Origin of the sequence: Streptomyces sp. CA-210063 (assembly GCF_024612015.1) — a bacterium.
GTDB lineage: Bacteria > Actinomycetota > Actinomycetes > Streptomycetales > Streptomycetaceae > Streptomyces.
Genome location: NZ_CP102512.1, coordinates 740,297 through 765,599, shown reverse-complemented (window position 1 = coordinate 765,599; position 25,303 = coordinate 740,297). Strand labels below are relative to the sequence as shown.

22 protein-coding genes, 1 tRNA gene and 6 pseudogenes are annotated in these 25,303 nt (G+C 69.7%); 12 read left to right on the top strand and 17 right to left on the bottom strand.

Going from position 1 to position 25,303, the window contains the following annotated elements; translation table 11 throughout:
• Positions 1–103 precede the first annotated feature (103 nt).
• Positions 104–889 carry a Chromate resistance protein ChrB gene (locus JIX56_RS03325; protein WP_257537248.1) on the top strand — a complete coding sequence of 262 codons (786 nt, stop codon included), beginning with the start codon at positions 104–106 and terminating at the stop codon, positions 887–889.
• On the opposite strand, the gene JIX56_RS03320 is transcribed toward JIX56_RS03325, so the two are convergent.
• Positions 805–2,262: an ankyrin repeat domain-containing protein gene (locus JIX56_RS03320; RefSeq protein ID WP_257537247.1), complete on the bottom strand. Its 1,458-nt coding sequence runs from the start codon at positions 2,260–2,262 to the stop codon at positions 805–807. The two genes, JIX56_RS03325 and JIX56_RS03320, sit on opposite strands and share 85 nt — an antisense overlap.
• 269 nt (positions 2,263–2,531) lie before the next feature.
• On the opposite strand from JIX56_RS03320, the pseudogene JIX56_RS03315 reads away from it, so the two are divergent.
• Both JIX56_RS03315 and JIX56_RS03310 read left to right on the top strand, forming a co-directional pair.
• Positions 2,532–2,729, top strand: a pseudogene (locus tag JIX56_RS03315) (tyrosine-type recombinase/integrase); the annotation flags it as partial.
• A 330-nt stretch (positions 2,730–3,059) separates the two neighbouring features.
• Positions 3,060–3,134, top strand: a tRNA-Ala gene (locus JIX56_RS03310).
• 721 nt (positions 3,135–3,855) lie between these two features.
• Here JIX56_RS03310 and JIX56_RS03305 read toward each other — a convergent pair.
• Positions 3,856–4,166 (bottom strand): annotated as a pseudogene (locus tag JIX56_RS03305) (IS5/IS1182 family transposase); the annotation flags it as partial.
• Positions 4,167–4,207: 41 nt separating this feature from the next.
• Between JIX56_RS03305 and JIX56_RS03300 the strand changes: the two are divergent.
• Positions 4,208–4,345: pseudogene (locus tag JIX56_RS03300) on the top strand (IS5 family transposase); the annotation flags it as partial.
• A gap of 10 nt (positions 4,346–4,355) precedes the next feature.
• Here JIX56_RS03300 and JIX56_RS03295 read toward each other — a convergent pair.
• Positions 4,356–4,514, bottom strand: a complete 159-nt coding sequence (locus JIX56_RS03295) for a hypothetical protein (protein ID WP_257551543.1) — start codon at positions 4,512–4,514, stop codon at positions 4,356–4,358.
• A gap of 84 nt (positions 4,515–4,598) precedes the next feature.
• Here JIX56_RS03295 and JIX56_RS03290 point away from each other — a divergent pair, with 84 nt between their 5' ends.
• A complete protein-coding gene (locus tag JIX56_RS03290) occupies positions 4,599–5,672 on the top strand; it encodes an integrase core domain-containing protein (protein ID WP_257537246.1) in 1,074 nt (357 codons plus the stop codon).
• Between the two features lie 39 nt (positions 5,673–5,711).
• On the top strand, positions 5,712–5,882 hold the full coding sequence (locus JIX56_RS03285) for an SDR family oxidoreductase (protein WP_257537245.1): 171 nt from the start codon (positions 5,712–5,714) through the stop codon (positions 5,880–5,882).
• Between the two features lie 289 nt (positions 5,883–6,171).
• Here JIX56_RS03285 and JIX56_RS03280 read toward each other — a convergent pair whose 3' ends face one another.
• Positions 6,172–7,392, bottom strand: coding sequence for a metallophosphoesterase (locus JIX56_RS03280; RefSeq protein ID WP_257537244.1), 1,221 nt, complete (start codon positions 7,390–7,392; stop codon positions 6,172–6,174).
• A 380-nt stretch (positions 7,393–7,772) separates the two neighbouring features.
• On the opposite strand from JIX56_RS03280, the gene JIX56_RS47910 reads away from it, so the two are divergent.
• Entirely contained in the window at positions 7,773–8,477 is a 705-nt protein-coding gene (locus JIX56_RS47910) for a DUF7002 family protein (protein ID WP_443032020.1), read from the top strand.
• Between the two features lie 406 nt (positions 8,478–8,883).
• Here JIX56_RS47910 and JIX56_RS03275 read toward each other — a convergent pair whose 3' ends face one another.
• Together JIX56_RS03275 and JIX56_RS03270 are read right to left on the bottom strand one after the other, a co-directional pair.
• Positions 8,884–9,537 carry a BlaI/MecI/CopY family transcriptional regulator gene (locus tag JIX56_RS03275; RefSeq protein WP_257537243.1) on the bottom strand — a complete coding sequence of 218 codons (654 nt, stop codon included), beginning with the start codon at positions 9,535–9,537 and terminating at the stop codon, positions 8,884–8,886.
• A 288-nt stretch (positions 9,538–9,825) separates the two neighbouring features.
• On the bottom strand, positions 9,826–10,164 hold the full coding sequence (locus JIX56_RS03270) for a hypothetical protein (protein ID WP_257537242.1): 339 nt from the start codon (positions 10,162–10,164) through the stop codon (positions 9,826–9,828).
• A gap of 128 nt (positions 10,165–10,292) precedes the next feature.
• On the opposite strand from JIX56_RS03270, the pseudogene JIX56_RS03265 reads away from it, so the two are divergent.
• Positions 10,293–10,424, top strand: a pseudogene (locus tag JIX56_RS03265) (pirin family protein); the annotation flags it as partial.
• Between the two features lie 200 nt (positions 10,425–10,624).
• The gene (gene katG / locus JIX56_RS03260; RefSeq protein WP_257537241.1) at positions 10,625–12,814 is read left to right on the top strand and encodes a catalase/peroxidase HPI; all 2,190 of its coding nucleotides are present in this window, start codon (positions 10,625–10,627) and stop codon (positions 12,812–12,814) included.
• Between the two features lie 163 nt (positions 12,815–12,977).
• Here the strand turns inward: katG and JIX56_RS03255 are convergent, their stop codons facing one another.
• From JIX56_RS03255 to JIX56_RS03210, 10 genes and pseudogenes are all read right to left on the bottom strand, one after another.
• Entirely contained in the window at positions 12,978–13,370 is a 393-nt protein-coding gene (locus JIX56_RS03255; RefSeq protein WP_257537240.1) for a VOC family protein, read from the bottom strand.
• 177 nt (positions 13,371–13,547) lie between these two features.
• A complete protein-coding gene (locus JIX56_RS03250; protein ID WP_257537239.1) occupies positions 13,548–14,429 on the bottom strand; it encodes an aldo/keto reductase in 882 nt (293 codons plus the stop codon).
• Positions 14,430–14,448: 19 nt separating this feature from the next.
• Positions 14,449–14,610: pseudogene (locus JIX56_RS03245) on the bottom strand (transcriptional regulator); the annotation flags it as partial.
• Between the two features lie 192 nt (positions 14,611–14,802).
• Positions 14,803–15,501, bottom strand: coding sequence for a type 1 glutamine amidotransferase domain-containing protein (locus tag JIX56_RS03240; RefSeq protein ID WP_257537238.1), 699 nt, complete (start codon positions 15,499–15,501; stop codon positions 14,803–14,805).
• Between the two features lie 24 nt (positions 15,502–15,525).
• A complete protein-coding gene (locus tag JIX56_RS03235; RefSeq protein ID WP_257537237.1) occupies positions 15,526–15,672 on the bottom strand; it encodes a hypothetical protein in 147 nt (48 codons plus the stop codon).
• Between the two features lie 646 nt (positions 15,673–16,318).
• Entirely contained in the window at positions 16,319–16,984 is a 666-nt protein-coding gene (locus JIX56_RS03230) for a response regulator (protein ID WP_257537236.1), read from the bottom strand.
• Positions 16,981–18,276, bottom strand: a complete 1,296-nt coding sequence (locus JIX56_RS03225) for a sensor histidine kinase (protein WP_257537235.1) — start codon at positions 18,274–18,276, stop codon at positions 16,981–16,983. The genes JIX56_RS03230 and JIX56_RS03225 overlap by 4 nt, the downstream gene beginning before the upstream one ends.
• A 150-nt stretch (positions 18,277–18,426) precedes the next feature.
• Positions 18,427–18,879, bottom strand: a complete 453-nt coding sequence (locus tag JIX56_RS03220; protein ID WP_257551542.1) for a hypothetical protein — start codon at positions 18,877–18,879, stop codon at positions 18,427–18,429.
• Positions 18,880–18,982: 103 nt separating this feature from the next.
• A pseudogene (locus JIX56_RS47905) lies at positions 18,983–19,132 on the bottom strand (ATP-binding cassette domain-containing protein); the annotation flags it as partial.
• Positions 19,133–19,743: 611 nt separating this feature from the next.
• Positions 19,744–20,220, bottom strand: a complete 477-nt coding sequence (locus JIX56_RS03210; protein WP_257537234.1) for a MarR family winged helix-turn-helix transcriptional regulator — start codon at positions 20,218–20,220, stop codon at positions 19,744–19,746.
• A 71-nt stretch (positions 20,221–20,291) separates the two neighbouring features.
• Here JIX56_RS03210 and JIX56_RS03205 point away from each other — a divergent pair, with 71 nt between their 5' ends.
• The 3 genes from JIX56_RS03205 to JIX56_RS03195 all read left to right on the top strand — a co-directional run bounded on the left by JIX56_RS03205 (position 20,292) and on the right by JIX56_RS03195 (position 22,962).
• Positions 20,292–21,107: an SDR family NAD(P)-dependent oxidoreductase gene (locus tag JIX56_RS03205; RefSeq protein ID WP_257537233.1), complete on the top strand. Its 816-nt coding sequence runs from the start codon at positions 20,292–20,294 to the stop codon at positions 21,105–21,107.
• Positions 21,108–21,400: 293 nt separating this feature from the next.
• Positions 21,401–21,808: a YciI family protein gene (locus JIX56_RS03200; RefSeq protein WP_257537232.1), complete on the top strand. Its 408-nt coding sequence runs from the start codon at positions 21,401–21,403 to the stop codon at positions 21,806–21,808.
• Positions 21,809–21,816: 8 nt separating this feature from the next.
• Positions 21,817–22,962: an RNA polymerase sigma factor gene (locus JIX56_RS03195; protein ID WP_257550709.1), complete on the top strand. Its 1,146-nt coding sequence runs from the start codon at positions 21,817–21,819 to the stop codon at positions 22,960–22,962.
• A gap of 427 nt (positions 22,963–23,389) precedes the next feature.
• Here JIX56_RS03195 and JIX56_RS03190 read toward each other — a convergent pair whose 3' ends face one another.
• Complete coding sequence (locus JIX56_RS03190) at positions 23,390–25,279, bottom strand: glycoside hydrolase family 97 protein (protein ID WP_257537231.1); 1,890 nt, start codon at positions 25,277–25,279, stop codon at positions 23,390–23,392.
• Between the last annotated feature and the right edge of the window lie 24 nt (positions 25,280–25,303).

Here is a 25,303-nt window from a genome sequence, read left to right as displayed (position 1 = left end):
CGGATACAGCGCCAGCGTGCGGCCTCGGGCTCCGCCAGTAAGACCGTCGCCGAGATCGACGAGCCGTGCGGGCTGGAAAGGTTGCGCGGCGAGCGACGGTGGGATGCCGGGGCCCGGGCACGCGGTATATAAAATACTGCTGCATTTTTATGGTGTGTCAGCCATTCCATCAGACGGCCGCTGGCTCGTCCTCGTCATCAAACTGGCAGCAGAGCCGTCCCGGCACCGAGTCACCGTCTGGCGTGAGCTGCGCAAGATCGGCGCGCTGTCGCTCTGGCAGGGCGTGTGGGCCGTACCGGATGTGCCGGTCTTCGCTGACGGCATCGCGCGGGCGATCGAGCTGACCGGGGCTGCCGAGGGGCAGGCTGTGACGCTAGGACTACAGAGAGCGTTTCTTCCGCGCCCTGCACGAGACACCAGAGGGCGACCGATGACGCAGGCGACGGATGTGAAGGCTCAGGCGGCACCGGCGCGGCAGATGTGGCCGCTGTACGCGGCCGGATTCGCCACCGCTTTCGGCGCGCACGGCATCGCCGCCAACCTCGGCGGCTTCTCCCAGGACGCGGTCACCTCGCTGCCGGTCGCCACCGAATCCGGCAGTGACACCGGCGTGCTGACCGCCTTGTTCGCCGCCCGGCGGAGCTGTGGTCTGTTCGCCACTGCCGCCGTCATTGGAGCATCACTGAACTCCGGCGACGGCAGCCCGTTACCCACGGCTTCGCCGACACCGACGACCGTCGCCTCCGTACCCGCCGATGAGACCCGGACCGCTCGGGTGAAGGGCCGGGTGGGTACCGGATTGTGTCAGGTCCGGGGAGCCAGCGGTCTGAGATACGACTCCATATGGCGCTTGCCGCCGTGCTCGGCCCAGCCGAGCGGGGTGGCGTGATGTTCGGTGTCCTCGATCGTGGGGTCGGCGCCGAGTTCGATCAGTACACGGGCTGTCTCCACATCGTCGTTCCAGGCGGCCTCGTGTAGCGGGGTGGCCCGGCCGCGGTGGTTGACGTCGAAGCCAAGCCCAACGAGTAGCCGGACCGCCGCGGGGTTGCGGTGCTCGGCCGCATGGTTGATCAGCTCGGGGTGTCCGGCTAGCGCCCGTGTGAGGGCCTTGGGGCCCAAGGCGGCCACCGCCTCGTGATCGGCGCTCATGCAGGCCGCAGCGAACGCGTCCATCCCGTCCAGAGTTGCTGTCGCGCCTGCCGCGGCGAGGATCTCGGCGACCTCGGTGTGCCCGTGCAGCAGCGCCAGCTCGTACGGGGTGCGGCCGCCGTAGGCCGGATGCTCGCCACGGCCCTCCGCCTCGGCGCCGTGTGACAGAAGCAGCCGGGCACGGCGCGGGCCACCGCGCAGAGCGGCGGTGGCTAGCTCTTCGGGCAGCAGCCGACGTGGGGACCGCAGGGCCGGGCCCAGCCGGGTCCGCCAGGGCCCGCCGTTGCCTTGTCCTAGGCCGTACTCCAGCAGCAGTTCGAGGTGGGCGGTGCCGGCCTCGTCGTCGGCGAACGAGCCGCCGAGGCCCAGGTTGTACAGCGTCTGGTGGTCGTTGGGATCGGCGCCGGCCTCGAGCAGCAGTCGGGCCAGCTCCATGCTGCGGGGGTGACGCGGCTGGTGCCCTTCGCCGCCCCCGAACGCACCGGTGAGCGCGGTGAACGGCGGGGGGAGCCCGTCCCACAGAAAGCCGGCGTTCGGATCGGCGCCGTGGCGCAGCAGCAGATGGGCGGACGCCACGCTGTCACCGGGGGCCGCCAGGCGCGCGTAGGTCAGATAGAGCAGTGGCTCCCAGCCGAAGGGTCCGCCCTGGGACCGGGCGAGGCCGGGGCTGGCCGCCAGCGCCGCGGCCAGCGGTTCGGTCGAGCCGGTGGCGGCCATCGTGAAGACGTCGGCGGTGGCCAGCTCGGGATGGCGCGTCAGCAGCTGGTCGGCCTCGCCGGTGCGGCCCGGGTAGTCGTCGCCATAGGTGAGGCAGGCGAGCCGTAGGAACTCCCGGGGAAGGTCTTCACCGGGCGGGACTTGGTGAGGCGAGCGGGAGAAGCGCTCCACGATGTCGAGGTGCTGCTTCAGCCGGGGCCAGCTGGGGAAGCCGTACATGCGCGCGGTGACCAGTTGCGCGTCGGACAGCTTCAGCGCCGCGGGCGGCCTCGGATGGAATTCCGCGACCAGCGCGAGCGCGCTCGGAATCCCCGCCCGCACATTCTGCAGCAGAGCCTTGGCCTGCTTGCGCAGACGCTCCAGGCTGGGCTGGTCGGGCAGTCGGTGAACGGGCACGAGGGCCTCCCTTCCGTATCTGCCTGGTGTCCGCTTGATCAGGCCGGAAAAGAGGATGGCTGCGCAGAGCTATGAGCATCAGGTGGGCTTCGCCCTTTCCGCGGACCGGTCGCGCCCTGAGCGCGCACTGGTCAGCATACGCCGTCAGGCGCCGAATCCTCGGCCGGTCCGACGTCTCGCATGACGAGGCCAATCGTGCGTAGGCGGAGGTGAAAGCTGCGCCACTTCGCGCATCACTGCAGGTTATCGGTGACATCGACCGCCTCGGCAGTCCGGCGCCAACGTGGCTGTGTGCCGGGGCGGATCCGGCTGAGGTCGCCCAGCGGGCGGGGAACAGCGTCGAGGTCCTTCTGAGCCGGTACGCGAAGTGCCTGTACGACCGACAGTCCGTCAATAACCAGCGCATCGAAGGGCTCCTGAGCGCCTACGACAAGCTGCTCGAGCCTGATGAATCGGACGAGGAGTAGCTCTCCTGGCGAGGTTTCCGGCCGATGGTCGCCTTACGGAGCCGGTCCTTGCCCTGAAATGGTGATGACCTGGAAGTTGTGGGTGTCTGGGCGAAGTCGGGAACAAGCGGCCCACGTGTTTTCCTGCACGCATGCATTTGCTGACCGTGCAGGTGGACGGAGATCACCTGGCACGCCCCCGACACGGCCGCAGATGTGGTCGATGCGCGACACAAATTCAGCACGCTGGGTGCCGTGGAGCGCTTTGGCGTGTGTCTGCCGTTCGGCGATGGGGTGGAGAACCCTCCCCGTGTGGTGAGCGTGGTTTGGTACCGGCACCCGACCGGCCCTGGTCCCGTAGCTCAGTTGGTCAAAGCGTCCGCCTGGCGAGCGGAGGGCCGCCGGTTCGAGATCTGGTCGGGACCACTCTCCCGTGTGCGGTATGCGGAGTGCACCCGGCCCGACTCTCACGCCCTGGGGGCCTCGGAAAATGGCCTGGAGCGTGGGCTCGACCCCCACCACACCGGCCCCTGGTCGGCCCTATCCAGGCGGCGATGGGGGGATTGACCTCTATCTCTGCGTCGCGAGCCACGTGATGGCTGAGCCGACGCCCGCAATAAGCACGGAGGTTACGACCCTGGTCAGGAAACGTTCGGTCGCACGTGGATAACGTCGGGGCCGCCCCGCCTTGACGTGCAGGGTGCCCACTCGCAGCTCAAAGTATGGCGTCCGGGGGGGGAGTTGGCTCTGTCACTTCGGCATGGCCTTTCTGTGCCTCACGTCGGTGGAGCGCGCGCAAGGTGGATCGTGTCATGGAGGTTGTGCGTGGCGCTACCGGTTGCGATGAAATCCGACTGTCGCGAATCCGGCTGTTGCGTTTTGAGGGCCCTCATTTGAGAGCCCTTCATTTGAAGGCCCTTCACGGGACTGATGCAGCACTATCTGAGATTCCAGATAAACCAGTTCAGATGAACCAGTGCTGATGAAATCCGTGTGAGTGAAGGGATTGCACGGGTGGCCGGGTGCGTATGCAACTGGCCGAAGTGACGCCTTCGGGATCGGGCCGTTTCGAAACCCTGTTCCGAATGTCTGACGCGGAGCGGTCTCTCGACCGCTCAATTCTGTGAGTTGCAACCAGCTGACTCAATGAGCTGAGTTGTTGGTGGGTAATCAGGCTGCAGGTCAGTTTCGGGAACGCTTCGTGGATGTCGGTTCGCCGTTTCCAGCGGACCCGTAGGCGTCCGAAGCCGTGGAGCCAGGCGGGTTGGTCCGCTGGATCACCCACCGGTATGTGCCCAGGCCGGTGCCGTGCTGAGCGCCCCGGCGGGCGATGGCCGGCACGATGCCACGGGCGGAACCTGGTCTGCGGTAGACGTCGTGGTCGTAGCCCCGATCAGCTAACAGCGAGTCCGGCTTGCGGCGTGGAACCCCGACCCGGCCGCGGACCGGCGGGATCGCACTGTCGCCAGCGACTCGACCCGGTCGACGAGGTCATCGTCCTGACCGGGTTCCGCCCGGACCTGTCCTCGCGCCTTTCCGATGCCTGCTGGGCGTTGATCAAATTAGTGCTGCCCGCCTGGCGCACCGAGCGCCGTGGCCGCGGTCTCGACATCGGCTGCCCGCCCCAGCACGACCTGGGACCCGTCGCTACGGGTGGAGGGCGGCCGCGCCCACGACGAGGACACCCGTCTCCTCTCCCGGGCGGAGGGACAGGGGGCCTGCGACCCGGACGCCGACCGGGGTCTCGTGGCCCTCGACGGTCACGGTGACCATGGTGTCGTGGCCGTAGTAGCAGATGTCGGTCACTGTGCCTGTAGGGTTCCAGAAGTGACGTACAGCATCTGACCAGGCACTTTGCGACTCCGGGCGATCACGACAAGCTCGGACCCCATGGCACTGCGCATGCTCTACCTGGTCTTCTTCCGACTCCTCGGACTGCTCCTGCTGCTCTCCCGCTCGCAGCAGACCAAGGACGCCGAGCTGCTCGCGCTGCGCCGTGAGAACGCGGTGCTGCGCCGCCAGCTCGGCGTCCGGCCACACCTCACCTGGCCGGACCGCGCAGTGCTCGCCGCCCTCGCCCGGCACCTACCCTCCCGGCTGCGCCGACACCGCCTGTTCACACCCGGCACCCTGCTCACCTGGCACCGGCGACTACTGCGCTGGAAGTGGAAGCAGAAACCCGCACGGACCGGCCGCCCGCCGATCTCCGAGGAACTCACCGCCCTGATCCTACGCCTGGCCCGCGAGAACCCGACCTGGGGCTCAACCCGTATCCAGGGCGAGCTGCGGCGCCTGGGCCACCGCGTCGGCGCCTCCACCATCCGACGCATCCTGCGCAGCGCCGGCCTCGGCCCCGCACCCAGACGAAGCCGCGGCGCCCCGACCTGGCGCGAGTTCGTACGCGCCCAGGCCTCCGGCCTGCTCGCCGCCGACTTCTTCCACGTGGACACCGCCGCGCTGACCAGGCTGTACGCCTTCGTGGTCATGGAGGTCGGCACCCGCACCGTGCACATCCTCGGCGTCACCGCCCACCCGACCGCAGCCTGGGCCACCCAGCTCTCGAGGAGCCTCCTCGCCAACCTCGCAGACCGCGCCGCCGGCTTCCGCTACCTGCTACGCGACCGCGACAGCCGCTACACCCAGGCGTTCGACGCCGTCTTCACCGCCGACGGCATCGAGATCCTGAAGAGCGCGCCACAGACACCGCGGATGAACGCCCACGTGGAGAGGTTCATCCGCAGCGTGCGGGCCGAGTGCACCGACCGGATGCTGATCTACAACGAGCAACACGCACGGCGTGTCCTCGCCGAATACGCCGAGCACTACAACTCCGGAAGGCCGCACCGGGCCCTGCACCTTCGCGCACCAGCCGACGATCCGGACGTCATCCCCTTCCCCGCCCAACACATCCAGCGCCACGACGTCCTCAGCGGACTCATCCACGAGTACCGCGACACAGCCTGACGAAGATCACGAAAGTCTGGCGAACGCCCAGCTCAACGCATGTGCGGGACTTTTGGCACCCAACAGGCCGTGGACGCCGTACCGCTCAAGCGGATCGGCGACACCGAGAAGGACGTCGGCGCCCTCGTGTCCTTCCTGCTGGGCGATGACTCGACCTATCTCACCGCTCAGTCCATCTACGTTGCCGGTGGCTCCGGGGTATACCGATGACCGGCGCGACGCTGCTGCCGAACCCTTTGACCGCAGAGAACCGAGATCCACATGCCACTCCTGCAGAAGCTCATCACTCAGAAGTTCCTGGAGCCTGCGCACAAAATGAAAGTGTCCCAGTTCGAGGAACTGCCACCTCTGCCCGGAGCGGTCGTCTTCCTGGGCGACAGCATCACTGCCGGGGGCGCATGGCATGAGTGGCTTCCGCAGCACTCGGTCGTCAATCGTGTCGACGCCGCTTCCCTCGGCTCGTGGACTACTCCAAGCGGATGTGTCGGCCCGTCGAGTGCTACATCGAGGGGGGCAGGTGCGGGGAGCGGAGCACGAGCAGGGTGATCTCGCTGGGGGCGAAGACGCGGAACGGCGGGCCCCAGAAGCCGGTGCCGCGGCTGGTGTAGAGGAGGGTGCGGGGGCCGTGGTGGCTGAGGCCGGCGAGGGCGGGCTGGTCGATGCGGACCAGGTGGTGGAAGGGCCAGATCTGGCCGCCGTGGGTGTGGCCGGAGAGCTGGAGGTCGATGCCGTCGGCTGCCGCCCGGTCGACGAACTTGGGCTGGTGTGCCAGGAGCAGGACGGGTAGGTCGGGGTCGGCGCCGTTCAAGGCTCCGGCGAGGTGGGCGCGGTGGCCTGCCAGCCCGGAGGACTCCGCGGTGACGTCATCCACGCCGGCGACCACGAGGGTGTCGCCTCCGCGTTCGAGCAGCAGATGGCGGTTGCGCAGCGGCTCCCAGCCCAGCTCGCCCATCAGGTCGACCCAGCCCTGGGCCTCGCTGTAGTACTCGTGGTTGCCGGTGACGTAGACACGGGCCCGGGTGGCCCGCACGGTACCGAGCGGGACGGCCTGGGCGCGGCGGCGTTCGGCCGTGCCGTCCGCGATGTCGCCGGTGTGGCAGACCAGGTCGGCTTCCAGAGTGTTCACCGTCTCGCACACCCGAGCCGACCAGCGAGTGCGATCGAGCGGGCCGTAGTGGGTGTCGGTGATGAGGACGACACGGATGCCGTCCAACCCGGCACCCAGCCGCGGGAGTTGCACGTCGAGTCGGCGCACGCGCGGCACGCGGCGGGCTTCGGCGTACCCCCAGGCGAGCAGTACGGCGGTGCTGCCGAGGACGGCCCACGTGACGATTCGGGCCCGGTCCTGACTCTCGCCGACGCCAGCCACGGTCAGGGCGAACCGCAAGAGGACGCCGAGCAGAATGGACCAGGTGAACAGAACCCAGCTGGTGCCCAGCAGGGTGTCACCGACGATCGCCGCCCGGTCCTGCTGGCGCCGACCGTGGCCGCGCACCATCGCGAGCGGCATACCGACGAGGCCGAGGGCGAACAGGGCGGTGCCGACCAGCGTGACGGGCAGCGGCCAGTGCTGGCCGGTGTGCAGGAGCACCCAGCAGGGCACGGCCCACAGCAGGACGGGGGCGATGAGGGGGAGGTAGCGCATCAGGCGGTGCAGTCGGCTCTGCCGCGGAGCTTGCGCTTCGCTGTCGGCGGGTCGGGTGTTGCTGGTGTCGGTCACGTTTCCCCTCCCTGACCAAGCTGCCGTCCCGCGCACTGTATCCGGTCGCCCTCGGGCCGGCCGGACCGGCGTTCATGGGTGCGGCCCCTTGGGGCGAAGGGTTCTCTGCGGGTGGCAGGACTCCGCCGCAGACACCTCCCTCGGCATGAGCGGCGATCAGCAGCCGGCAGTCGGGCAGGATCCCGTCCCACCAGCCCTGTTCGGCTGAGGCGGCGGCCCTGATCGGACGTTCGACCGCCTTGCCCGCGGGCCGCACGCGCAGGGCGGTGAAGCGTGAGCGTAACTCCCCTCTCGAGCCGTGCCGCCAGGTGAGAGGGGTGAATGCCTCGAAGGGATACCTCCCTGCGGCCTTCACCACGTTCGTGGGCAGGCGGCGGGAGATGGCGGAGATCCGCCGCCGCCTCGGTACGGCGCTCCGCCCGGACCGGGGGTCTCGAAGATCATCCACCTCGGAGTGCGCACCTGGCGCCCGCGCTGACTGCAGCAGCCCACCGACCACCTCTGGGCAGCCCCTATACAGGCGTGCAAAGTACGAGTGCGGACATGCCGTATGCCCCTCGGCGCCGACAGTGAGGGCGCCGTTCCTCGATTGTCCTGGCCCGTTCCGGACTCGCTCCTGCCGTCGTACGCGATCAGCTGCCCCTGAAGTACCTCGAGCAGGGCCTGACGGACGGAACCACCCCCAGGAATACCTGGCTCTGCTCAACGGCAGGGTCTTCTTCTGGCTTACCCGCGAACGTCTTTCCCGGCTGCTCCGGGCCCGGCAATACCGCTCTCACCCGCATCTGGTCCTGTGCCTCGACACCGCCGAACTCCTACGGCGCCACGGCAAGAACGTGCAGCTGGCCCCCTACAACACGGGCAGCATGCTGAGGCCTCCTCCGTACTCGCCCAGGCGCGGACGCGACGTATTCGTCGACATCGACGAATACCCCTACGGCAGATGGCGCAGACAACGCGGCCCGCGCCGGGACGCCGTAGTGGAACTGACCGTCGCCTACGCCGTGTCTGACGCTGCGGACCTCGTGCTTCGGGTAGAGCGCTGGGAAGGCGGCGCCCGCACAGAGATTCTCCTCGAGAGATGACACACCAAACGGTCCGGGAGAGCCATCCCCGCGCCGGGCGTGAACCGTGCGGTGTCCGCCCCTCACACTGGATGACCGCCGTTGCTGTCGAAGGGCCTGGCTGCGTTCGATGCCCGGGCGGTGTCAAGTCCCGGGCGGATGCGCGCCGCCCGGCCGGCCCTCTGGCTGACCAGGTCGGTCCGGTCCTCGCCGAATTGCTGGCCAGTAGTAGGCGAGCCGGGAGCCGCAGGGCACGGCACGGCCGGTCGGCCGGGTTGCGTCACCCATCCTTCGGAGAAGCTGCTGGCGGTGCGCAAGAGAGCCCGGACCGGTGAGACCGGGGCTCTCCGCTGAAGCCGATCGCGCGGTAGACCGCCCGACGTCCGTCCAGGACCACAGCGGCCGGCACGGCTGTGCCGCAGTGGTGTCACGCGTCGGCTGGTGCGGGCTGCTCCTCAGCCTGTAGCGCTGCCGCCTGCTCCGGCGCTGCAGAAGCGGTGTAGAAGACGGACGAGCCCTGCTTGCTGCGCTGCGCCTGGCTTTTGGCCACCAGCCCTTCGAGGGTGGTGCGCACCACGGTCGTCTTGACGCTGCGGTCAGGATGAGCCTGGCCGAGGTCTGCGGCGATCTCCGCTGCCGAGCGCGGCTCGCTCTGCTCGGAGAGATGGCCACGGATCAGCTCGACCAGCGTCGGCTGCGCCGTCTTCACGGACTCTGCCTTGCCGGCGTCCTTCTCGGCGGCCGGTTTCCCGGCCGTGCCACGACGGGGTGCGGGGGCGGTCTTCTTCGTCCGTGCCCGCTTGCCTGTGCCGGATTCGGCGGTCTTCTTCGTTCCGCGGGGGGCGGGCACCGTGGTGCTGTCCGACGGTGCCGCAGGCTCTGCGGAAGCCGGTGCCGCGTCGATCGCCTGCTGGATGCTGACCAGCACCGCGTGGTCACGCTGATGGGCTGCCAACTGCTCCTGCAACGCGGCGATTTCCGCGCCGATCCGTTGTTGCTCCTTGGCGTTGCGTTCGAGGTCCGCACTCACTTGAGCGCTGTACTGCGATGTCAGTTCGGTGGCGGAAACGTTCTCGGACATGGGTGCACAACCTTTCCCGGCTCAAGGCCGGAGTTGAAGGGCCTGCCACACAAGTGTGCTTTCCCAGGCCGGTGCCTGCGGGGCGGCAGCGATATCCAGTGCACAGTGCCCTGCTCTGGAGATAGTACGGATAGCCGGAGCGGGCTGTTCTACTCGAGCATGTCCGGACGCGGTGAAGCGCCCAGTGAGCGGCGCGGCGGCGCGCGCTGCGGCCGGGTGCCTGGTCCAGGACTGTGGCATCGAGCAGATTCACCGCACCGGTGCCGACTTCAGGACCGGCATCCCCGGCTACCGGTCCTGGGCCAGTTCCTGCCACAGTTCCTGGCGTCCCTGCAGGCGCATGCCGTGCAGCAGGCCTGCCGGGAGCCGGACCTGGCCGCAGGCGTCGGCGCGTAGGGCGCACTGCAGGGCCGGCAGCCGGGCGGCTGGGGGGAAAGCGGGGCAGTGCCGATGCCAGGTGCCTCGGGCCTGGAGGCGGTCAACACCGCGGTGCAGAAAACGAGTGTTTTCCTCGTCGGATGGCATCGCCTCGTCCCTGGCCCAGGTGTCGGCGCTGAACGCGGCGAGCCGTTCCCGACTGCGCGGCAGATCAGCGAGGTGAGCCTCCAGATCGGGGAGGTGGGACACGTCGGTGCGGAAGTGCCCGCAGCCCACGCAGCGGGTGGGGACACTTCGACCACCGCGACCGCGGATGCTCGCACTCCTTGAAAAACGACCCCATCGCACGGACCAGGACAGCGGAACTCAAGGTTGCTGAGATCGTGCAGGCGCGTCAGGACTGGACGGAGGGGCGGCGATTCGGTGAGGTGAAGGGGTATGACGGTGATCCGCTACCGGCTCCGGAACTGCCGCCCGTGCTGTTGAAGCCGCGCGGCTGGCTGCGCTGACCTGCGGGAATGCTCGAGAGTGTGTGGTCCTGTCGAGCAGGAGGTGGCCGTGCGCCGGTACGGCAGCATCGACGTAAGGCCATGCGGGGGTGCTCTGCGTGTTTCGTAGCGGTGCCGTCTGCGGTGCGCGACCATACGGACGCCGACATCACATTCATCGGCATGGTGCGTGGAATCACCGAGACAGAAAGAAGGACGACGTGTCCGGTAGCGAAAGCGAGAACCCGGCAATCGCCTCTCCGACCCCCACGCCGACTCGGCCCAGGACGAACCGGGACTGGTGGCCGAATCAGCTGGACCTTCAAATTCTCCACCAACACTCGTCCCGCTCCAATCCGATGGACGAGGACTTCGACTACGCGAGAGAGTTCGCGACCCTCGACCTCGACGCACTGAAGCAGGACGTCTTCCAGGTGATGACGGCGTCACAGGACTGGTGGCCTGCCGACTACGGCCACTACGGGCCGCTCTTCATCAGGATGAGTTGGCACGCCGCGGGCACGTACCGTGTCGCCGACGGCCGGGGCGGTGGCGGCAGCGGCGCTCAGCGCTTCGCCCCCCTCAACAGTTGGCCGGACAACGCCAGCCTCGACAAGGCGCGCCGTTTGCTGTGGCCGGTCAAGCAGAAGTACGGCCAGAAAATCTCCTGGGCCGACCTGCTGGTCTTCGCCGGTAACTGTGCCATGGAATCAATGGGATTCAAGACGTTCGGCTTCGGATTCGGGCGAGAGGACATCTGGGAACCCGAGGAGATCTTCTGGGGGCCCGAGGACATCTGGCTCGGAGACGAGCGCTACAGCGGTGACAGGGAACTCGCCGCTCCCTTCGGTGCCGTGCAGATGGGACTGATCTACGTCAATCCGGAGGGGCCCAACGGCAACCCGGATCCGATGGCCGCCGCCCGGGACATTCGCGAGACATTCGGGCGCATGGCGATGAACGACGAGGAGACGGTCGCGCTCATCGTCGGCGGCCACACGTTCGGCAAGTGCCATGGTGCGGTCGATCCCGCGCACATCGGCCCGGAACCAGAGGCCGCACCCGTCGAGCAGCAGGGCCTCGGCTGGCGGAACACGTACGGCAGCGGCAAGGGCGCCGACGCGCTCACCAGTGGGCTCGAGGGCGCATGGACCTCCGAGCCGACCAGGTGGGACAACGGGTACCTGGACAACCTGTTCCGGTACGAATGGGAGCTGACGACGAGCCCCGCCGGTGCCAAGCAGTGGACTCCCACGGATCCTTCGGCCAAGGGCACCGTGCCCGATGCTCATGATCCGTCGAGGAGGCACGCTCCCATGATGCTGACGACGGACCTCGCGCTGAAGCTGGATCCGGTCTACGGACCGATCTCGAAGAGCTTCCACGAGAATCCGGACAAGCTCGCGGAAGCCTTCGCCAAGGCCTGGTACAAGCTGTTGCACCGCGACATGGGACCCGTCACGCGCTACCTCGGCCCGTGGGTTCCCGAGCCCCAGCTGTGGCAGGACCCCGTCCCCGAGGTCGATCACCAACTCGTCGTGGACGAGGACATCGCTGCTCTCAAAAGCAGGATCGTCGCCTCCGGACTGTCCATCTCCCAGCTGGTCACCACCGCCTGGGCGTCCGCGGCGAGCTTCCGCGGCACCGACAAGCGCGGCGGGGCCAACGGGGCACGGATTCGCCTCGCGCCGCAACGGGACTGGGAGGTCAACCACCTGCCCGAGGTGGCCGAGGTGCTGCAGAAGCTGGAGCAGATCCAGCAGGACTTCAACCTCTCACATGCCGGCGGCACGAGGGTCTCGCTCGCCGACCTGATCGTCCTGGGCGGGTGCGCGGCCGTCGAGCAAGCCGCGAAGAACGCCGGTTACGACATCACCGTCCCGTTCGCACCGGGGCGCACGGACGCCTCGCAGGAGCAGACGGACGTGGAGTCGTTCGCCGTGCTCGAACCCAGGGCCGACGGATTCCGGAACTACGTCCGCGCGGGAGAGAAGCTGTCGCCGGAGACACTCCTGCTGGACCGCGCCAACCTGTTGACGCTGACCGCCCCCGAGATGACGGTGCTGATCGGCGGCATGCGGATCCTGAAAACCGGCCACAAGCGATCCTCACACGGCGTCTTCACTCACCGGCCGGAGACACTGACCAACGACTTCTTCGTCAACCTGCTCGACATGGGCACGGAGTGGAAGGCGTCGACTTCGGACGAGAACGTGTTCGAAGGCCGGGACCGTGCCACAGGCGAGCTCAAGTGGACCGCTACCGCGGTCGACCTCATCTTCGGTTCTCACTCCCAGCTGCGAGCCGTCTCGGAGGTCTACGCGTCCCAGGACGCGGGACACAAGTTCGTGCGTGACTTCGTGGCCGCATGGGACAAGGTGATGAACCTCGACCGGTTCGACCTCTCCTGAACCCGATGTCCCGGCCGGCGCGGTGACGCCGATCGCTCAGAGCTCCCGCAGCGCTTCCCCGGTGGGCACGCGCGCTCCACCCACAGCACGCGTGCCCGCCGCCCGGGACGCCACTCGCACGACAGCGGCGACATCCGAGCGATGCCGGACCGGGCCCCGATCGTCAATGCTCCTGGAGCACGGAGAGAACGTTCCCGGCGGGGTCGGTGAACCAGGCGATCGCCGCAGGGCCGCCGTCACCGACCCGGACGACGCCCTTTTCGTCATGGTCGAACCCGGGATAGCGCTCAAGGCTCACGCCGCGCCGCCCCAGTTCATCGGCGGCGGCCTCGATGTCGTCCACGGGGAAGTTGAGAATCGTGAACGTCGCGGGGGTGTGGGTCTCCTTCGGGTAAACGAAGACACGCGCGCCGCTGCCGAGTGTGAGGGTCAGCATCCTCATGTCCCCCTGCCCGGTCTCCTCCACCTGGAGACCGAGGGTCTCACCGTAGAACCTGCGGGCCTCGCCGAGGTCGTCGACCGCGAAGCCGCTGAACGCCTGCGACTGTCCGAACATGCCGTGTGTCTCCTTCACGGGTGAGCCGTCACAAGCTCTCAGGGCACACCACACACACCACGGTCGACGGCGCGCCACGCGGTCGACGCCCGGATGGTCGTGCGCCCTTCACTCTCACCGGCGCCGCGGCCGTACGCGTGGGATGGCTTCCTTGAGGAGGAAGCCATCCCATCCCGGCTACCTGTCGAGCAGCGACATGTGGTGCTCGTTGTAGCGGTCTCCCCGCACCCCGACCCGACCGGCGAGTTCGTTGAGGTCTGACAGTTCGTCGGCGGACAGCGGCAGCTGAGCGGCGCCGATGTTCTCGTCGACGCGCGTGACGCGCCGCGTTCCCGGAATGGGAACGATCGACGGATGCTGTGCGAGCAGCCAGGCGAGTGCGACCTGCCCCGGTGTGGCGTCCTTGGCCTGCGCGAGCGTGGCGATGTGCTCGACGAGAGCCTGGTTCGCCGCCCGGTTCCCGGTCGTGAACCGGGGAATGGTGGTGCGGACGTCGTCGGCCGCGAAGGACGTCGAAGCGTCCACCGCTCCGGTCAGGAACCCCTTGCCGAGCGGACTGAAGGGTACGAATCCGATGCCGAGCGCCGTGCACGTCGGCAGGACCTCTGGTTCGGGATCTCGGGTCCACAGCGAGTACTCGCTCTGCACCGCCGCGACGGGGTGGACGGAGTGAGCACGGCGGATGGTCTCCGCACTGGCCTCCGACAACCCGAAGCAGCGGACCTTGCCTTCCCGCACGAGTTCGGCCACCGTGCCGGCGACGTCCTCGATCGGCACCTCGGGATCCACGCGGTGCTGGTAGAACAGGTCGATCCTCTCGACCCCGAGCCGTTCGAGGGAGGCCGTGGCGACGGCACGGATCTGCTCGGGTCGGCTGTCGAGTCCGACTGACGCACCGTTCTCGATGCGGAATCCGAACTTCGTGGCGATCACCACCTGGTCACGGACCGGAGCGAGGGCCTCTCCGACGAGCTCCTCGTTGACGTAGGGGCCGTACACCTCAGCGGTGTCGAAGAACGTGACCCCGCGGTCGACGGCGCCACGGAGCACGGCGATCATGTCGCTTCGATCACCGGGGGTACTCGGTGCTGATCGCGGCGAGAAGGGCTACTTCCTCACGGCGCAGACCGCGCACACGCCGCCGTTGTCCGCCACGGAGTCCGACGTCGGAGGGACTGAGCTCGGCACGGCGGGCTTTCAGGAACTCACCCAGCTCATCGAGATGCGGGTCGCGGTTCATGATCTCCAGATCTCCAGCCTCGCACAGAAACCCGGCATCGTGAGAGTGGGGGGAGGGATCACTTGGCTACGTTCGGCTCGGCTGACGCCTCAGAATCCCACGGTCCGACCCGTGCGGCCAGGCAACAGGATTCGGTGGCCCCTACGCACTCGACGTAGATGCGGGCCGCCGAGTGAGCACACAGCGGTGGCGTCAGCCCAGTGCCTTGACCAGCTCCTGGGCCAGCGGGACCGCCGAGCCCGGGTTCTGGCCGGTGAGCAGGGTGCGGTCGACCTCGACGTGCGGGGTGAACGGCTCGGTCTCGCGGTAGTCCGCGCCGAGTTCGCCCACGAGGCGGTCCTGCAGCAGCCACTTCGCGCGGTCCGCGAGGCCGTTCAGCTTCTCCTCGGCGTTGGAGAGGCCGGTCAGCCGGTAGCCGGCGAACGGGGACGTTCCGTCCGGGCCGATGGTGGCCAGCAGCGCCGCGGGGCCGTGGCACACCAGGGACAGCGGTTTGCCGGAGGCGAGCCACTCGGTGAGCAGCTTGCCGGAGGCGGCGTTGTCGGGCAGGTCCTCCATCGGGCCCCAGCCGCCGGGGTAGAAGACGGCCACGTAGTCGTCGATGCGTACGTCCTCGATGCGCATCGGATGCGCCAGCTCGGTGGCCTCGCGCAGCGCGGTCCGCATGCGCTCCGCGCCTTCCTCGCCGCCGTTGAACTCCGGGCTGAGGCTGAGCGCGTCCGCCGTGGGCGGCACACCGCCGGGTGTCGCCGCCGCGATCTCGTATCCGGCCTCCTTGAAGACCTGGTACGGGCCGATCGCTTCCTCGGCCCAGAAGCCGGCCGGCTGCCGGGTTCCGTCGGCCAGGGTCCAGTGGTCGGACGCGGTGATCACGAAGAGGATCTTCGCCATGGGTGGCTCCTGATAGGTGGGGGCTCAGCCCTTGAGGGCTTCCTGGAGGACGTGGCTGTCGGCGGCCTGCCGCATACTCACGGCCTTGCCGTCGCGGACGGTCCACAGGTGGATGAACCGGACGTCGGCCGTGTTCCCGGTCCTCGTCTCGGCGTGGTAGCGCCCGTACACGAAGACGTGGCCCTCGTCGTCCGCGTAGTCGTGTGGTCAGGCGGTGAGGGCGGGCCCGCCCGGCGCGGAAGATCGCGGCCTGGCGCGCGACGTGCCCCCAGGTGTTCCGCGGTGGCGATGTCCGACCTGCGGAGCGCTTCGGGACCGGCTCCCTCGGCGCCACGCGCCACGGCTTCGGCGGTGACGGCTGTGTGGCCGTAGCCCGGGGGGGAAGGCGATGGCGACCATGGGGCGGCCGGAAGGGGACATGGCGACGGGGCTCCTCGAATGCCTTGCTCGGTGCGTGACCGAGCTTCGCATCGGAAGAGCGCGCTGTGAGGGGTAAGGAAATGTCCCCTCCCTACCGTTCTCCGGGGGAGCGATTCTCCCCTCAGGGGGCTACGCGAAGGCGCGACCGCTGGGATTGAACGGGGGCACAGCGACTGGTGTACGGCGACACGACCGGAGCCGCCCCAGCCGCCCGCGATGAAGCGTGCTGCCACCGCAGACAGACGTCCGGCACGGGCCTGCCCCTGTCGCACGGCACCGGCCCCATCCACCATCCCGCGCAGTCTCTGCCCGGCCTGGCGGCGGCGCCGTAACCCCGCACAGACGCCGCCCGGCAACCGATGGGCAATCGGCGCGCGCCGAGTGGTGTGCGGTCGGGTCATGCACCGGGGTGGGCGTGGCCGGTCTGGTAGGCGATCACGACGAGTTGGGCGCGGTCGCGGGCGCCGAGTTTGGCCATCACGCGGTTCACGTGGGTCTTGGCGGTCGAGGTGGAGATGTGGAGCTGTTCGGCGATCGTGTCGTTGGAGAGGCCGGCGGCCACGAGGACGAGCACTTGGCGTTCGCGTGCGGTCAGACTCGTCAGCGCCGGGGCCGGGGTGCTCGTCCTGTCGGGTGTGGAAAGGTAGTGGGCGATGAGGGCCTTGGTGGCGCTGGGGGACAGCAGTGCCTCTCCGTGGGCGACCAGACGGATGGCGTCGAGGAGGTCGGAGAGTTCCACGCCTTTTCCGAGGAAGCCGCTGGCCCCGGCACGCAGCGCCTGGAAAACGTACTCGTCGGCTTCGAAAGTCGTCAGGATCAGCACCCGTACGCCCGCGAGGTCTTCGTCCGCCGAGATGGCGCGGGTGGCGGCGAGGCCGTCCAGGTCGGGCATCCGGATGTCCATCAGTACGACGTCGGCACGGGTGGCGCGGGCCAGGCTGACCGCCTCGGCGCCCGTCGCCGCCTCTCCGACGACCTCCAGGTCGGGCTCCGACTCGATGATCAGGCGGAAGCTGGTGCGGACGAGGGCCTGGTCGTCGGCGAGCAGAACGCGGATGGTCATCGCTGCCTCCCCTTGGCGGCGGTCGCGCGCGGGGCCGGGCGGGAGCGATCCGATGGGCGGGCGTCGGTCGGTGGTCCGGTTTCGGGCAGGGGGAGGCGCACGTCGAGGAGGAAACGTCCGCCGGTGTCCATTCCGGCATGGAGGCTGCCGCCGACCGCGTGGGCGCGCTCGCGCATGCCCGTCAGCCCGTGTCCGGTGCCCGGCGCGGCCAGGACCGGCGTCGCGCCGGAGCGCGGGGGATTGGTGATCCGGATGCGCAGTACGTCGGTGCCGTAGTCGACGAGCAGGTCCGCCTCGGCGGTTGCGCCGTGCTTGTGGGCGTTGGTCAGCCCTTCCTGGATGACGCGGTAGGCGGCTATGTCGATGGCGGTCGGCAGGGAGCGCGGATGGCCGGTCTGCCGGTGGCGGACGCTCAGCCCCGCGGCGGTCAGCGATTCGAGGAGCCGTCCGAGGCGGGACAGGCCGGGGACGGGTTCGGTCGGTTGCGCCTCGTTCATCTCATCTGTCTCGTCTGTCTCATACGACTCGTCGTCGGACTGTCGTAGTACGCGCAGCAGCGAGCCCAGTTCGTCCAGGACGGTGCGGCCGCCGTCGCGGATGTGGGCGAGCGCCGCGTCGGCCTGGTCCGGCCGGTCACGCAGGAAGTGTCCGGCGACGCCCGCCTGAATGGTGATCAGGGCGATGTGGTGGGCGATCACGTCGTGGAGTTCCCGGGCGATGCGCAGCCGTTCCTCGGCGACCCGGCGGCGGGCCTCTTCTTCCTTGCTCGCCTCCGCCCGTAGCGCTCGCTCCTCCATCGCGGCGACGTAGTCGTGCCAGGTGCGTACGGTGGCCCCGACGGCGGCGAACATCCCGGTCCAGGCGAACACGGCGCCGGCCTCCGGGCTGGAGGCGGAATCGGTCGCGTAGGTGATGACGGCGTACAGAGTGAGGGCCGTGCCCGAGACGGCGATCAAGGCGATGCGCCGGCGGACCGTGCGGGCCACCGTGTAGACCGCGATCAACGCGGCGATCTTCAGCACCCGCGACGGATACGACGCGAGGACGGTGAAGGCCACCTCCCCGAGCACGGTCAGCGCCAGGACGGGCAGCGGTGTCCGGCGGCGGGCCAGCAGAAGCAGGAACGCGACTGCGGCGGCGACGGCGTCGGCCCTTGTCGGCTGTTCGCCGTCGGGCCATTGCCCGAACAGCAGGGGAAGCATCCCGGCACCGCCCACGAGGGTGGCGAGGGCGGCATCCAGCAGGCGCGGGTGGGCGCCGGTCACCTGTCGCAGCGACGCCGGTCCGATCACGGGTTCACCGTTCCTTGTACAGATCCTCGGTTTCGGGATACAGATCCTCGGTTTCGGGATACAGATCCTCGGTTTCGGGCGGATGCGGCCGCCTGTCCGCACGACCGAAGGCGTACGAGCGGGCCGGCGGGGTGCCCGCGGCAACCGGGCTCACGCGTCGCGTCGCTTGAGCAGGACGGCCGCGCCGGCCAGGAGCACGACGAGGTACACGGCGAACACCGCCAGTCCGGACCCGGGTGACAGTGAGTCACCGCTCGTCTGCACGGACATGACCGCGTTCGCCGCGTTCGACGGCAGGTTCGGGCCGATGGCGTCGTTCCAGCTGCTGGGCAGGAGCTGGATCAGGCCGGGCACCACGAACAGCGCGCCCACCACGAGGGTGATCGCCCCGGCGGTGTTGCGCAGCAGGACGCCGACCGCCAGACCGATCAGCCCGGCACCGGTCAGGTAGACCGCCGCGCCGACGACCGCGCGGAACACCCCCGGATCGGACAGCGCGGCGGTGTCCATATCGCGGGAGGACAGGACCGACTGACCGGCGAGGAAAGCCCCTAGGACCGCGACGAACATGAGCACGAAGCTCACCACGGCGAAGACGACCACCTTGCCCCACCTCCAGCAGCGCCCCGATCGTCTCCAGCGGTGCGTTGTGCTGCTCGTACGGGCGACCGTTGACGAGGACCGTCCCGGACGACGGCCGGTCAAGGCCCATGATCATCCGCATCGTGGTCGACTTGCCCGCGCCGTTGGGCCCGAGAAAGCCCGTCACCACGCCAGGACGCACGGTGAAGCTCAGCGCATCGACCGCGAGTTTGTCCCCGAATCTCTTGCTGAGGTCGTTCACCTCGATCACCATCCACCTCCGGGCTGTTCCAGGCCTCAAGGTTCTTGCGAAACGGTCGGCTTTTGCGTCGCCCCACGGCGGTCACTGCGCGTACCACGACCGCAGTACGCCGCTGTCGACGGCAGCGACCGTGGGGTGACGCCCGTCGTCGCCCGCCGTGGTCGAAGAAGGGCCGGGACGTTCAAGGCCGCCTTGGATGCGGTCGGCGTACGGTGGATGTCGTGGCCGGCGGCGATCTCCCGGCCGGCCTCGCCCATCCGTTCCTCGTCGAGCCGGCCCCCGCGCTGTGCGGCACGCTCGGCGTGGCTACCGAAGCAGAGCAGCACGGCGGCCGAACTCGCCACAGGACGGACGACGTATCCGTCGGGCCCGCTCGCGCGGCACGGGATGATGGCGCAGGCCGCGAGCCAGCAGCAGACCGGCCGCGGGAACCTCGGCGAGCGCGGCCCCCGCCGCACAGCGGTGCACCAGCCCGCCCGGCGACGAGGCACCGTCCAACGGATCGGTGAGCCACGGTGTGGAGCTCCGCACGTGGCGGTGGCGCAGGTTCAGTCGGTGGAGGAGACGGCCTCCGGTCGTCCCCGTGGGTCACCAGGGAGGCCACCGCTCGCGGGGCGACACTTTCAGCCGGCGGGACCGCTGGGTCGGTCCTCGCGAACCGTCTCGGCCACCCGGTCGAGCAACGCCCGTAGCTGCGCGCCTTCCTCCGCGCCGAGACCATCGGTGATCTGTACCTCGATGTCGGAGATCACTTTGTCGGCCGCGCGCAGCGCCTCCCGCCCGGCGTCGGTGAGGTGGAGTTCCTGCACGTGCCGGTGACGCGGGTGCTCGCGTCTCTCCAACTGTCCGCGGCTCTCCAGGCGTGCCACCAGTGAGGCGACGGCCTGCGGGGTGACGTTGAGGCGGCGGGCCAGCTCGGCGCCGGTCAGGCCCGGTTCGGCGTGCACCGAGATCAGGAGCGTGTAGTGCGAGGCCGCCAGGCCCAGGGGGCGCAGCCGCTGCTCCTTGAGTGTCTGCACCGCCAGCTCCGCGCGGCGCAACGCCCAGGTCACCCGGTCAAGCGCGTCGAGCCCGACGGGCTCCTCGTTGTTCCGTATCACAGGAGAAGGGTACGACACTTCATGAGCATCAAACGTTTGACATGAGCCCAGCGTTTGCAGACACTGGTCCCATGACTCGCACCATCGCTCTGATCACTGGCGCCTCCTCCGGAATCGGCGCCGCCTACGCCCGTCTTCTCGCAGACGACCACGACCTCGTCCTGGTGGCGCGACGCGCCGACCGGCTCGCCGACCTCGCCGAGGAACTCCGCGCCCAAGGAGCGAGCGTCGAGGTGCTGCCCGCCGACCTCGCCACCCACGACGGCATCGCCGCTGTCACCGACCGCCTGGCCGCCGGCGACGTACGCATGCTGATCAGCAACGCCGGCGCCGGCGGCTACGCCCCGCTCACCGATGTCGACCCGGCCGAGATCGACCGCCTGCTCACCCTCAACGCCGTCGCCCCCATTCAGCTGGTCCGCGCCGCACTTCCCGGAATGCTCGCGGCGGGCGAAGGCGCCGTCGTCACCGTCGCCTCGCTCCTCGCCTTCAGCGCGGGCAGCACCCTCGGCGGCGTCGGCGGTGCGGACGACGCGCCCGCGCGAGCGCCCCGGCGTACGCTCTACGTCGCTGCGAAGACCGCCACCCTGGGATTCACGCGCACGCTCGCCGGTGAACTCGCCGATACCCCGGTCCGTGTCCAGGTGGTGTGCCCCAGCATTGTCGCGACGGAGTGGAACGGTGGCGTCTCACGCGGCAACCCCCGGGCCATGCTGCCCGAGGACGTGGCCTCGGCCAGCCTCGCGGGTCTGCGTCTCGGTGAGACCGTCTGCGTCCCTGGCCTGGAGGAACAGGACTCCGCTCTGGACGCGTTGCTCGCCGCTGAGGCCATGGTGATGGCGGGCGGCTTCCGGCCCGCCCCTGCGGCTCGCTACACGGATCAGTGATTTCAGGCAGCGACGACTGGCGGCCAGAGGATGGGTTTCCTGTCCTCTGCCCGCGCGCCTTCGGCCTGCGCCCATGCCGGTACTACGGCCTGGCCAAGGTCCGGCTACAGCACCAGCTCACCGCCACCGCCACCGCGAAACCCGTGGGCGCCGCTCCCATTTCGGCTCCCCGAGCACCGCTCATCCACAAGAGCCGAAAAAAATCGGGCGGTGATGTCGAGAACGCGTGGCCGGCTCCGTCCCCGCTGTGAACGCGACCACAATGGGTCGCACCAGTACCGAGGAGACCGACCATGGCCAAGTACCTGCTGCTCAAGCACTACCGAGGCGCCCCGGCTGCCGTCAATGACGTGCCCATGGACCAGTGGACGCCGGAGGAGATCTCGGCGCACGTGCAGTACATGAACGACTTCGCGGCCCGGCTGGAGAAGACCGGAGAGTTTGTCGACGGCCAGGCGCTCGCCCCCGAGGGGACCTGGGTCCGGTACGACGGTGAGGGGCGCCCGCCCGTCACCGACGGCCCGTTCGCCGAGACCAAGGACCTCATCGCCGGCTGGATGGTGATCGACGTCGACAGCTACGAGCGGGCCGTCGAACTGGCCGGGGAACTGTCGGCCGCCCCCGGAGCGGGCGGGAAGCCGATCCATGAGTGGCTGGAGCTGCGCCCCTTCTACGGCGTGTCGCCCACCATCACGGAGTGACCTCGTCGATGAACGAGGCCCTGCTCCGGAGCCTCACGCCGAGCGTGCTCGCCGTCCTCGTCCGCCGCGGAGCCGACTTCGCGGCGGCCGAGGACGCCGTGCAGGACGCGCTCGTCGAGGCGGTCCGCGTCTGGCCGGCCGACCCGCCGCGGGATGCGAAGGGCTGGCTGGTCACCGTGGCCTGGCGCAAGTTCCTCGACGCGACCCGCGCGGACGTCGCCCGCCGCCGGCGTGAGGACCTCGTCGAGGAGGAGCCGGTGCCCGGGCCCGCGCCCGGTGTGGACGACACGCTCCAGCTGTACTTCCTGTGCGCCCACCCGTCGCTGACGCCGTCCTCCGCGGTCGCGCTCACCCTGCGCGCCGTCGGCGGACTCACCACCCGCCAGATCGCCCAGGCCTATCTCGTCCCCGAGGCGACGATGGCGCAGCGCATCAGCCGGGCCAAGCGCACCGTCTCCGGCGTGCGGTTCGACCAGCCCGGCGACGTGGCCACCGTGCTGCGCGTTCTCTACCTGGTCTTCAACGAGGGCTACTCCGGCGACGTCGACCTCGCCGCCGAGGCCATCCGGCTCACCCGACAGCTCGCGGCGGCGATCGACCACCCCGAGGTGGCGGGCCTGCTCGCCCTGATGCTTCTCCACCACGCCCGGCGCGCCGCGCGGACCGCGCCCGACGGCAGCCTGGTGCCGCTCGCCGAGCAGGACCGGGGCCGGTGGGACACGAAAATGATCGCCGAGGGGGTCACGATCCTGCAGGCGGCCCTCGCCCGCGACCGGCTGGGCGAGTTCCAGGCCCAGGCCGCCATCGCCGCCCTCCACGCCGACGCGCCCACCGCCGAGGAGACCGACTGGGTACAGATCGTCGAGTGGTACGACGAGCTCGTACGCCTGACCGACAGCCCGGTCGTCCGGCTCAACCGCGCGGTCGCCGTCGGCGAGGCCGACGGACCACGCGCCGGCCTGGCGGCGCTCGCCGCGCTGGACGACTCACTGCCCCGCCACACCGCCGTGGCGGCCTACCTCCATGAGCGCGACGGCGACCTGGCGACGGCGGCACGGCTGTACCTCGAGGCGGCCCAGAAGGCGCCCAATCTCGCCGAGGTCGCCCACCTGACGCGGCAGGCCGCCCGGCTCAACGCCCGCCTACGCCGCTGACAGGGTCGTGCTCGGCGCCATGCACCGTCGGCGTACCCACCGTCTGCGCATGCACCGTCGCGCGACCGCACCGTCGGCGTACCCACCGTCTGCGCATGCACCGTCGCGCGACCGCACCGTCGGCGTACCCACCGTCTGCGCATGCACCGTCGGCGACCGCACCGTCGGCGTACCCACCGTCGCGCGCATGCACCGTCGGCGACCGCACCGTCGGCGTACCCACCGTCGCGCGCATGCACCGTCGGCGACCGCACCGTCGGCGTACCCACCGTCGCGCGCACGCACCGTCGGCGACCGCACCGTCGCGCGCACCCACCGTCGGCGACCGCACCAAAGCGACCGCCCCTCCGTTCTGCGGGTACGTTCCCGTCGCGCCCATCTCTCCGTCGTTCAGGACGGCGAGGTGGGCGCGGCGGGTCGGCGCCGGTCAGCGGTAGCAGGTGGTGATGCCGGGGCGCCAGGGGCAGGCGAGGGCGGCGAAGCCGCCGTTGGTGGTGATGTCGACCGTGAGGGTGTCGCCACCGCGAAGCACCCGCCGGTCCTGGACGAGGCCGTCGGTGCCGTCCCGGACCGTCTCGACCAGCCAGCGGCCGGGGGAGAGGGACAGCGGGACCTCCGCCGTGCGGGCCGGGCCGGCGTACACCCCGCCCAGGAACCAGCGGTCGCCGCTGCGGCGGGCGAGCACGGCCTCCTCGCCGGGCTGTCCGGCCAGGAGCCGCGTGTCGTCCCAGGCGGCGGGGACCTGGTCGAAGTAGGCCCGGGCGAGCGGCCGGGCGTCGTACGACTCGGGGGTGCCCGCGAACATCTGCAGGCCCGACTCGTAGGCGACGGCGAGACCGACCTCGGCCGCGTCGGAGTTGGGGCGCAGCCCGACACGCTGGAAGGCGCCGGGGGTGAAGTCCATGGAGCCGATGACGTTGCGGGTGAAGGGCAGGGTGGTCAGGTGGGCGGCCGTGTTCGTCCGCTTCTCCTCGCCCGCGACGCCCTCCAGGGTCATGACGTGCGGCCAGGTGCGCTGGATGCCCTTGGGGATCGTGGAGCCGTGGAAGTTGACCAGGAGATGGTGGGCGGCGGTCTCCGGGAGGATCGCGTCGTACCACCGGAGGGTGGACTGCGCCTCCGAGTCCATGAAGTCGATCTTGACGCCCTTCACACCCCAGCGCTCCAGGGTGGGCAGCCACTGGGCGCGCTCCTCGGCCGTGTCGAGGTCGCGCTGGTGGATCCAGACGATGATCCCGACGCCCTTGGCGCGCGCGTACTCGACGAGCTCAGGCATCCAGCTGTTGGTCTGCCAGTCCGGGTCGGTGGTGTCCCAGGCGTCGGACCTGAAGTACCAGCCCGCGTCGACGGCCTCGTAGGGCCAGCCGCGTTCGGCGGCGTAGTCGACGTAGGCCTTCTGCGCGGCGAGGCTCTGGCCGGCCGGGCGGCCGCCGGCGAGCCAGGTCCACAGCGCGGTGCCGGGCCGGATCCAGGAACGGTCGGCGACCTTGGAGGCGGGGGCGAGGTCGTCGGTGAAGGTGGAGCGGGTGACGGTCGCGAGATCACCGGTGACCATGGCCCGCCAGGGAGTGGCGAGGGGGCCGTCGGTCCTGACCCGGTCGTCGGCGAGCTTGACGCGGTAGGTGCCGGTGCCCTGGTCGTGGGCGAGCCGGGCGCCGGAGTAGGCGCCGGTGAGGTCGGACTCGGCGAGCAGGGTGTAGCCGCCGTCGGTCTCGAACAGCGCCTGGCTCGAGTACGCGCCGGTGGGGGCGCTCGCGGCGGTGTACCGGACGAACTGGCCCTCGTTGTCGGCCCGGTAGGTACCGAGCCACGCGCTCGCGTCCGGCGGCAGGTTGAACGCGGAGCTCTCGCCGAGCACATCGCCGTACCCGGCGGGCAGGACGTACCGGTAGGCCACCCCGTCGGCGGAGGCCCGGACGACCAGGTCGAGCCGGGCACCGGCGGCGGTCGCGAACGACAGCCGGGTCTCGTTCATCCGCACCCGGCGGTCCAGCCGCTTGCCGGACTTCGCCCGGTACCGCTCGTCGATCACCCGGTTCTCGCGGTGCAGGAAGCGGAGGCCCTTGGACAGATCGGCCTGTTCGGTGACGATGCCGACGGGCGACGGCTCGACGACCGTACGGCCGCCGCGTGACACCGTCAGGCTCAAGGCGCCGGTGGCGGAGTCCAGGGCCACCTGCGCGCGCGGCGCGTGTGCCGACGCGGACACAGCCCAGCCGCGGTCCCGTTGTTCGGCCCGCGCGGGCATGCTCGTGAGAAGTGTGGCCACCAGCCCGGCGCAGAGCCCGGCGACCGCGGTCCTGATCGGAACCGCCATGAGAACCCTCCCTGATGATGAGTA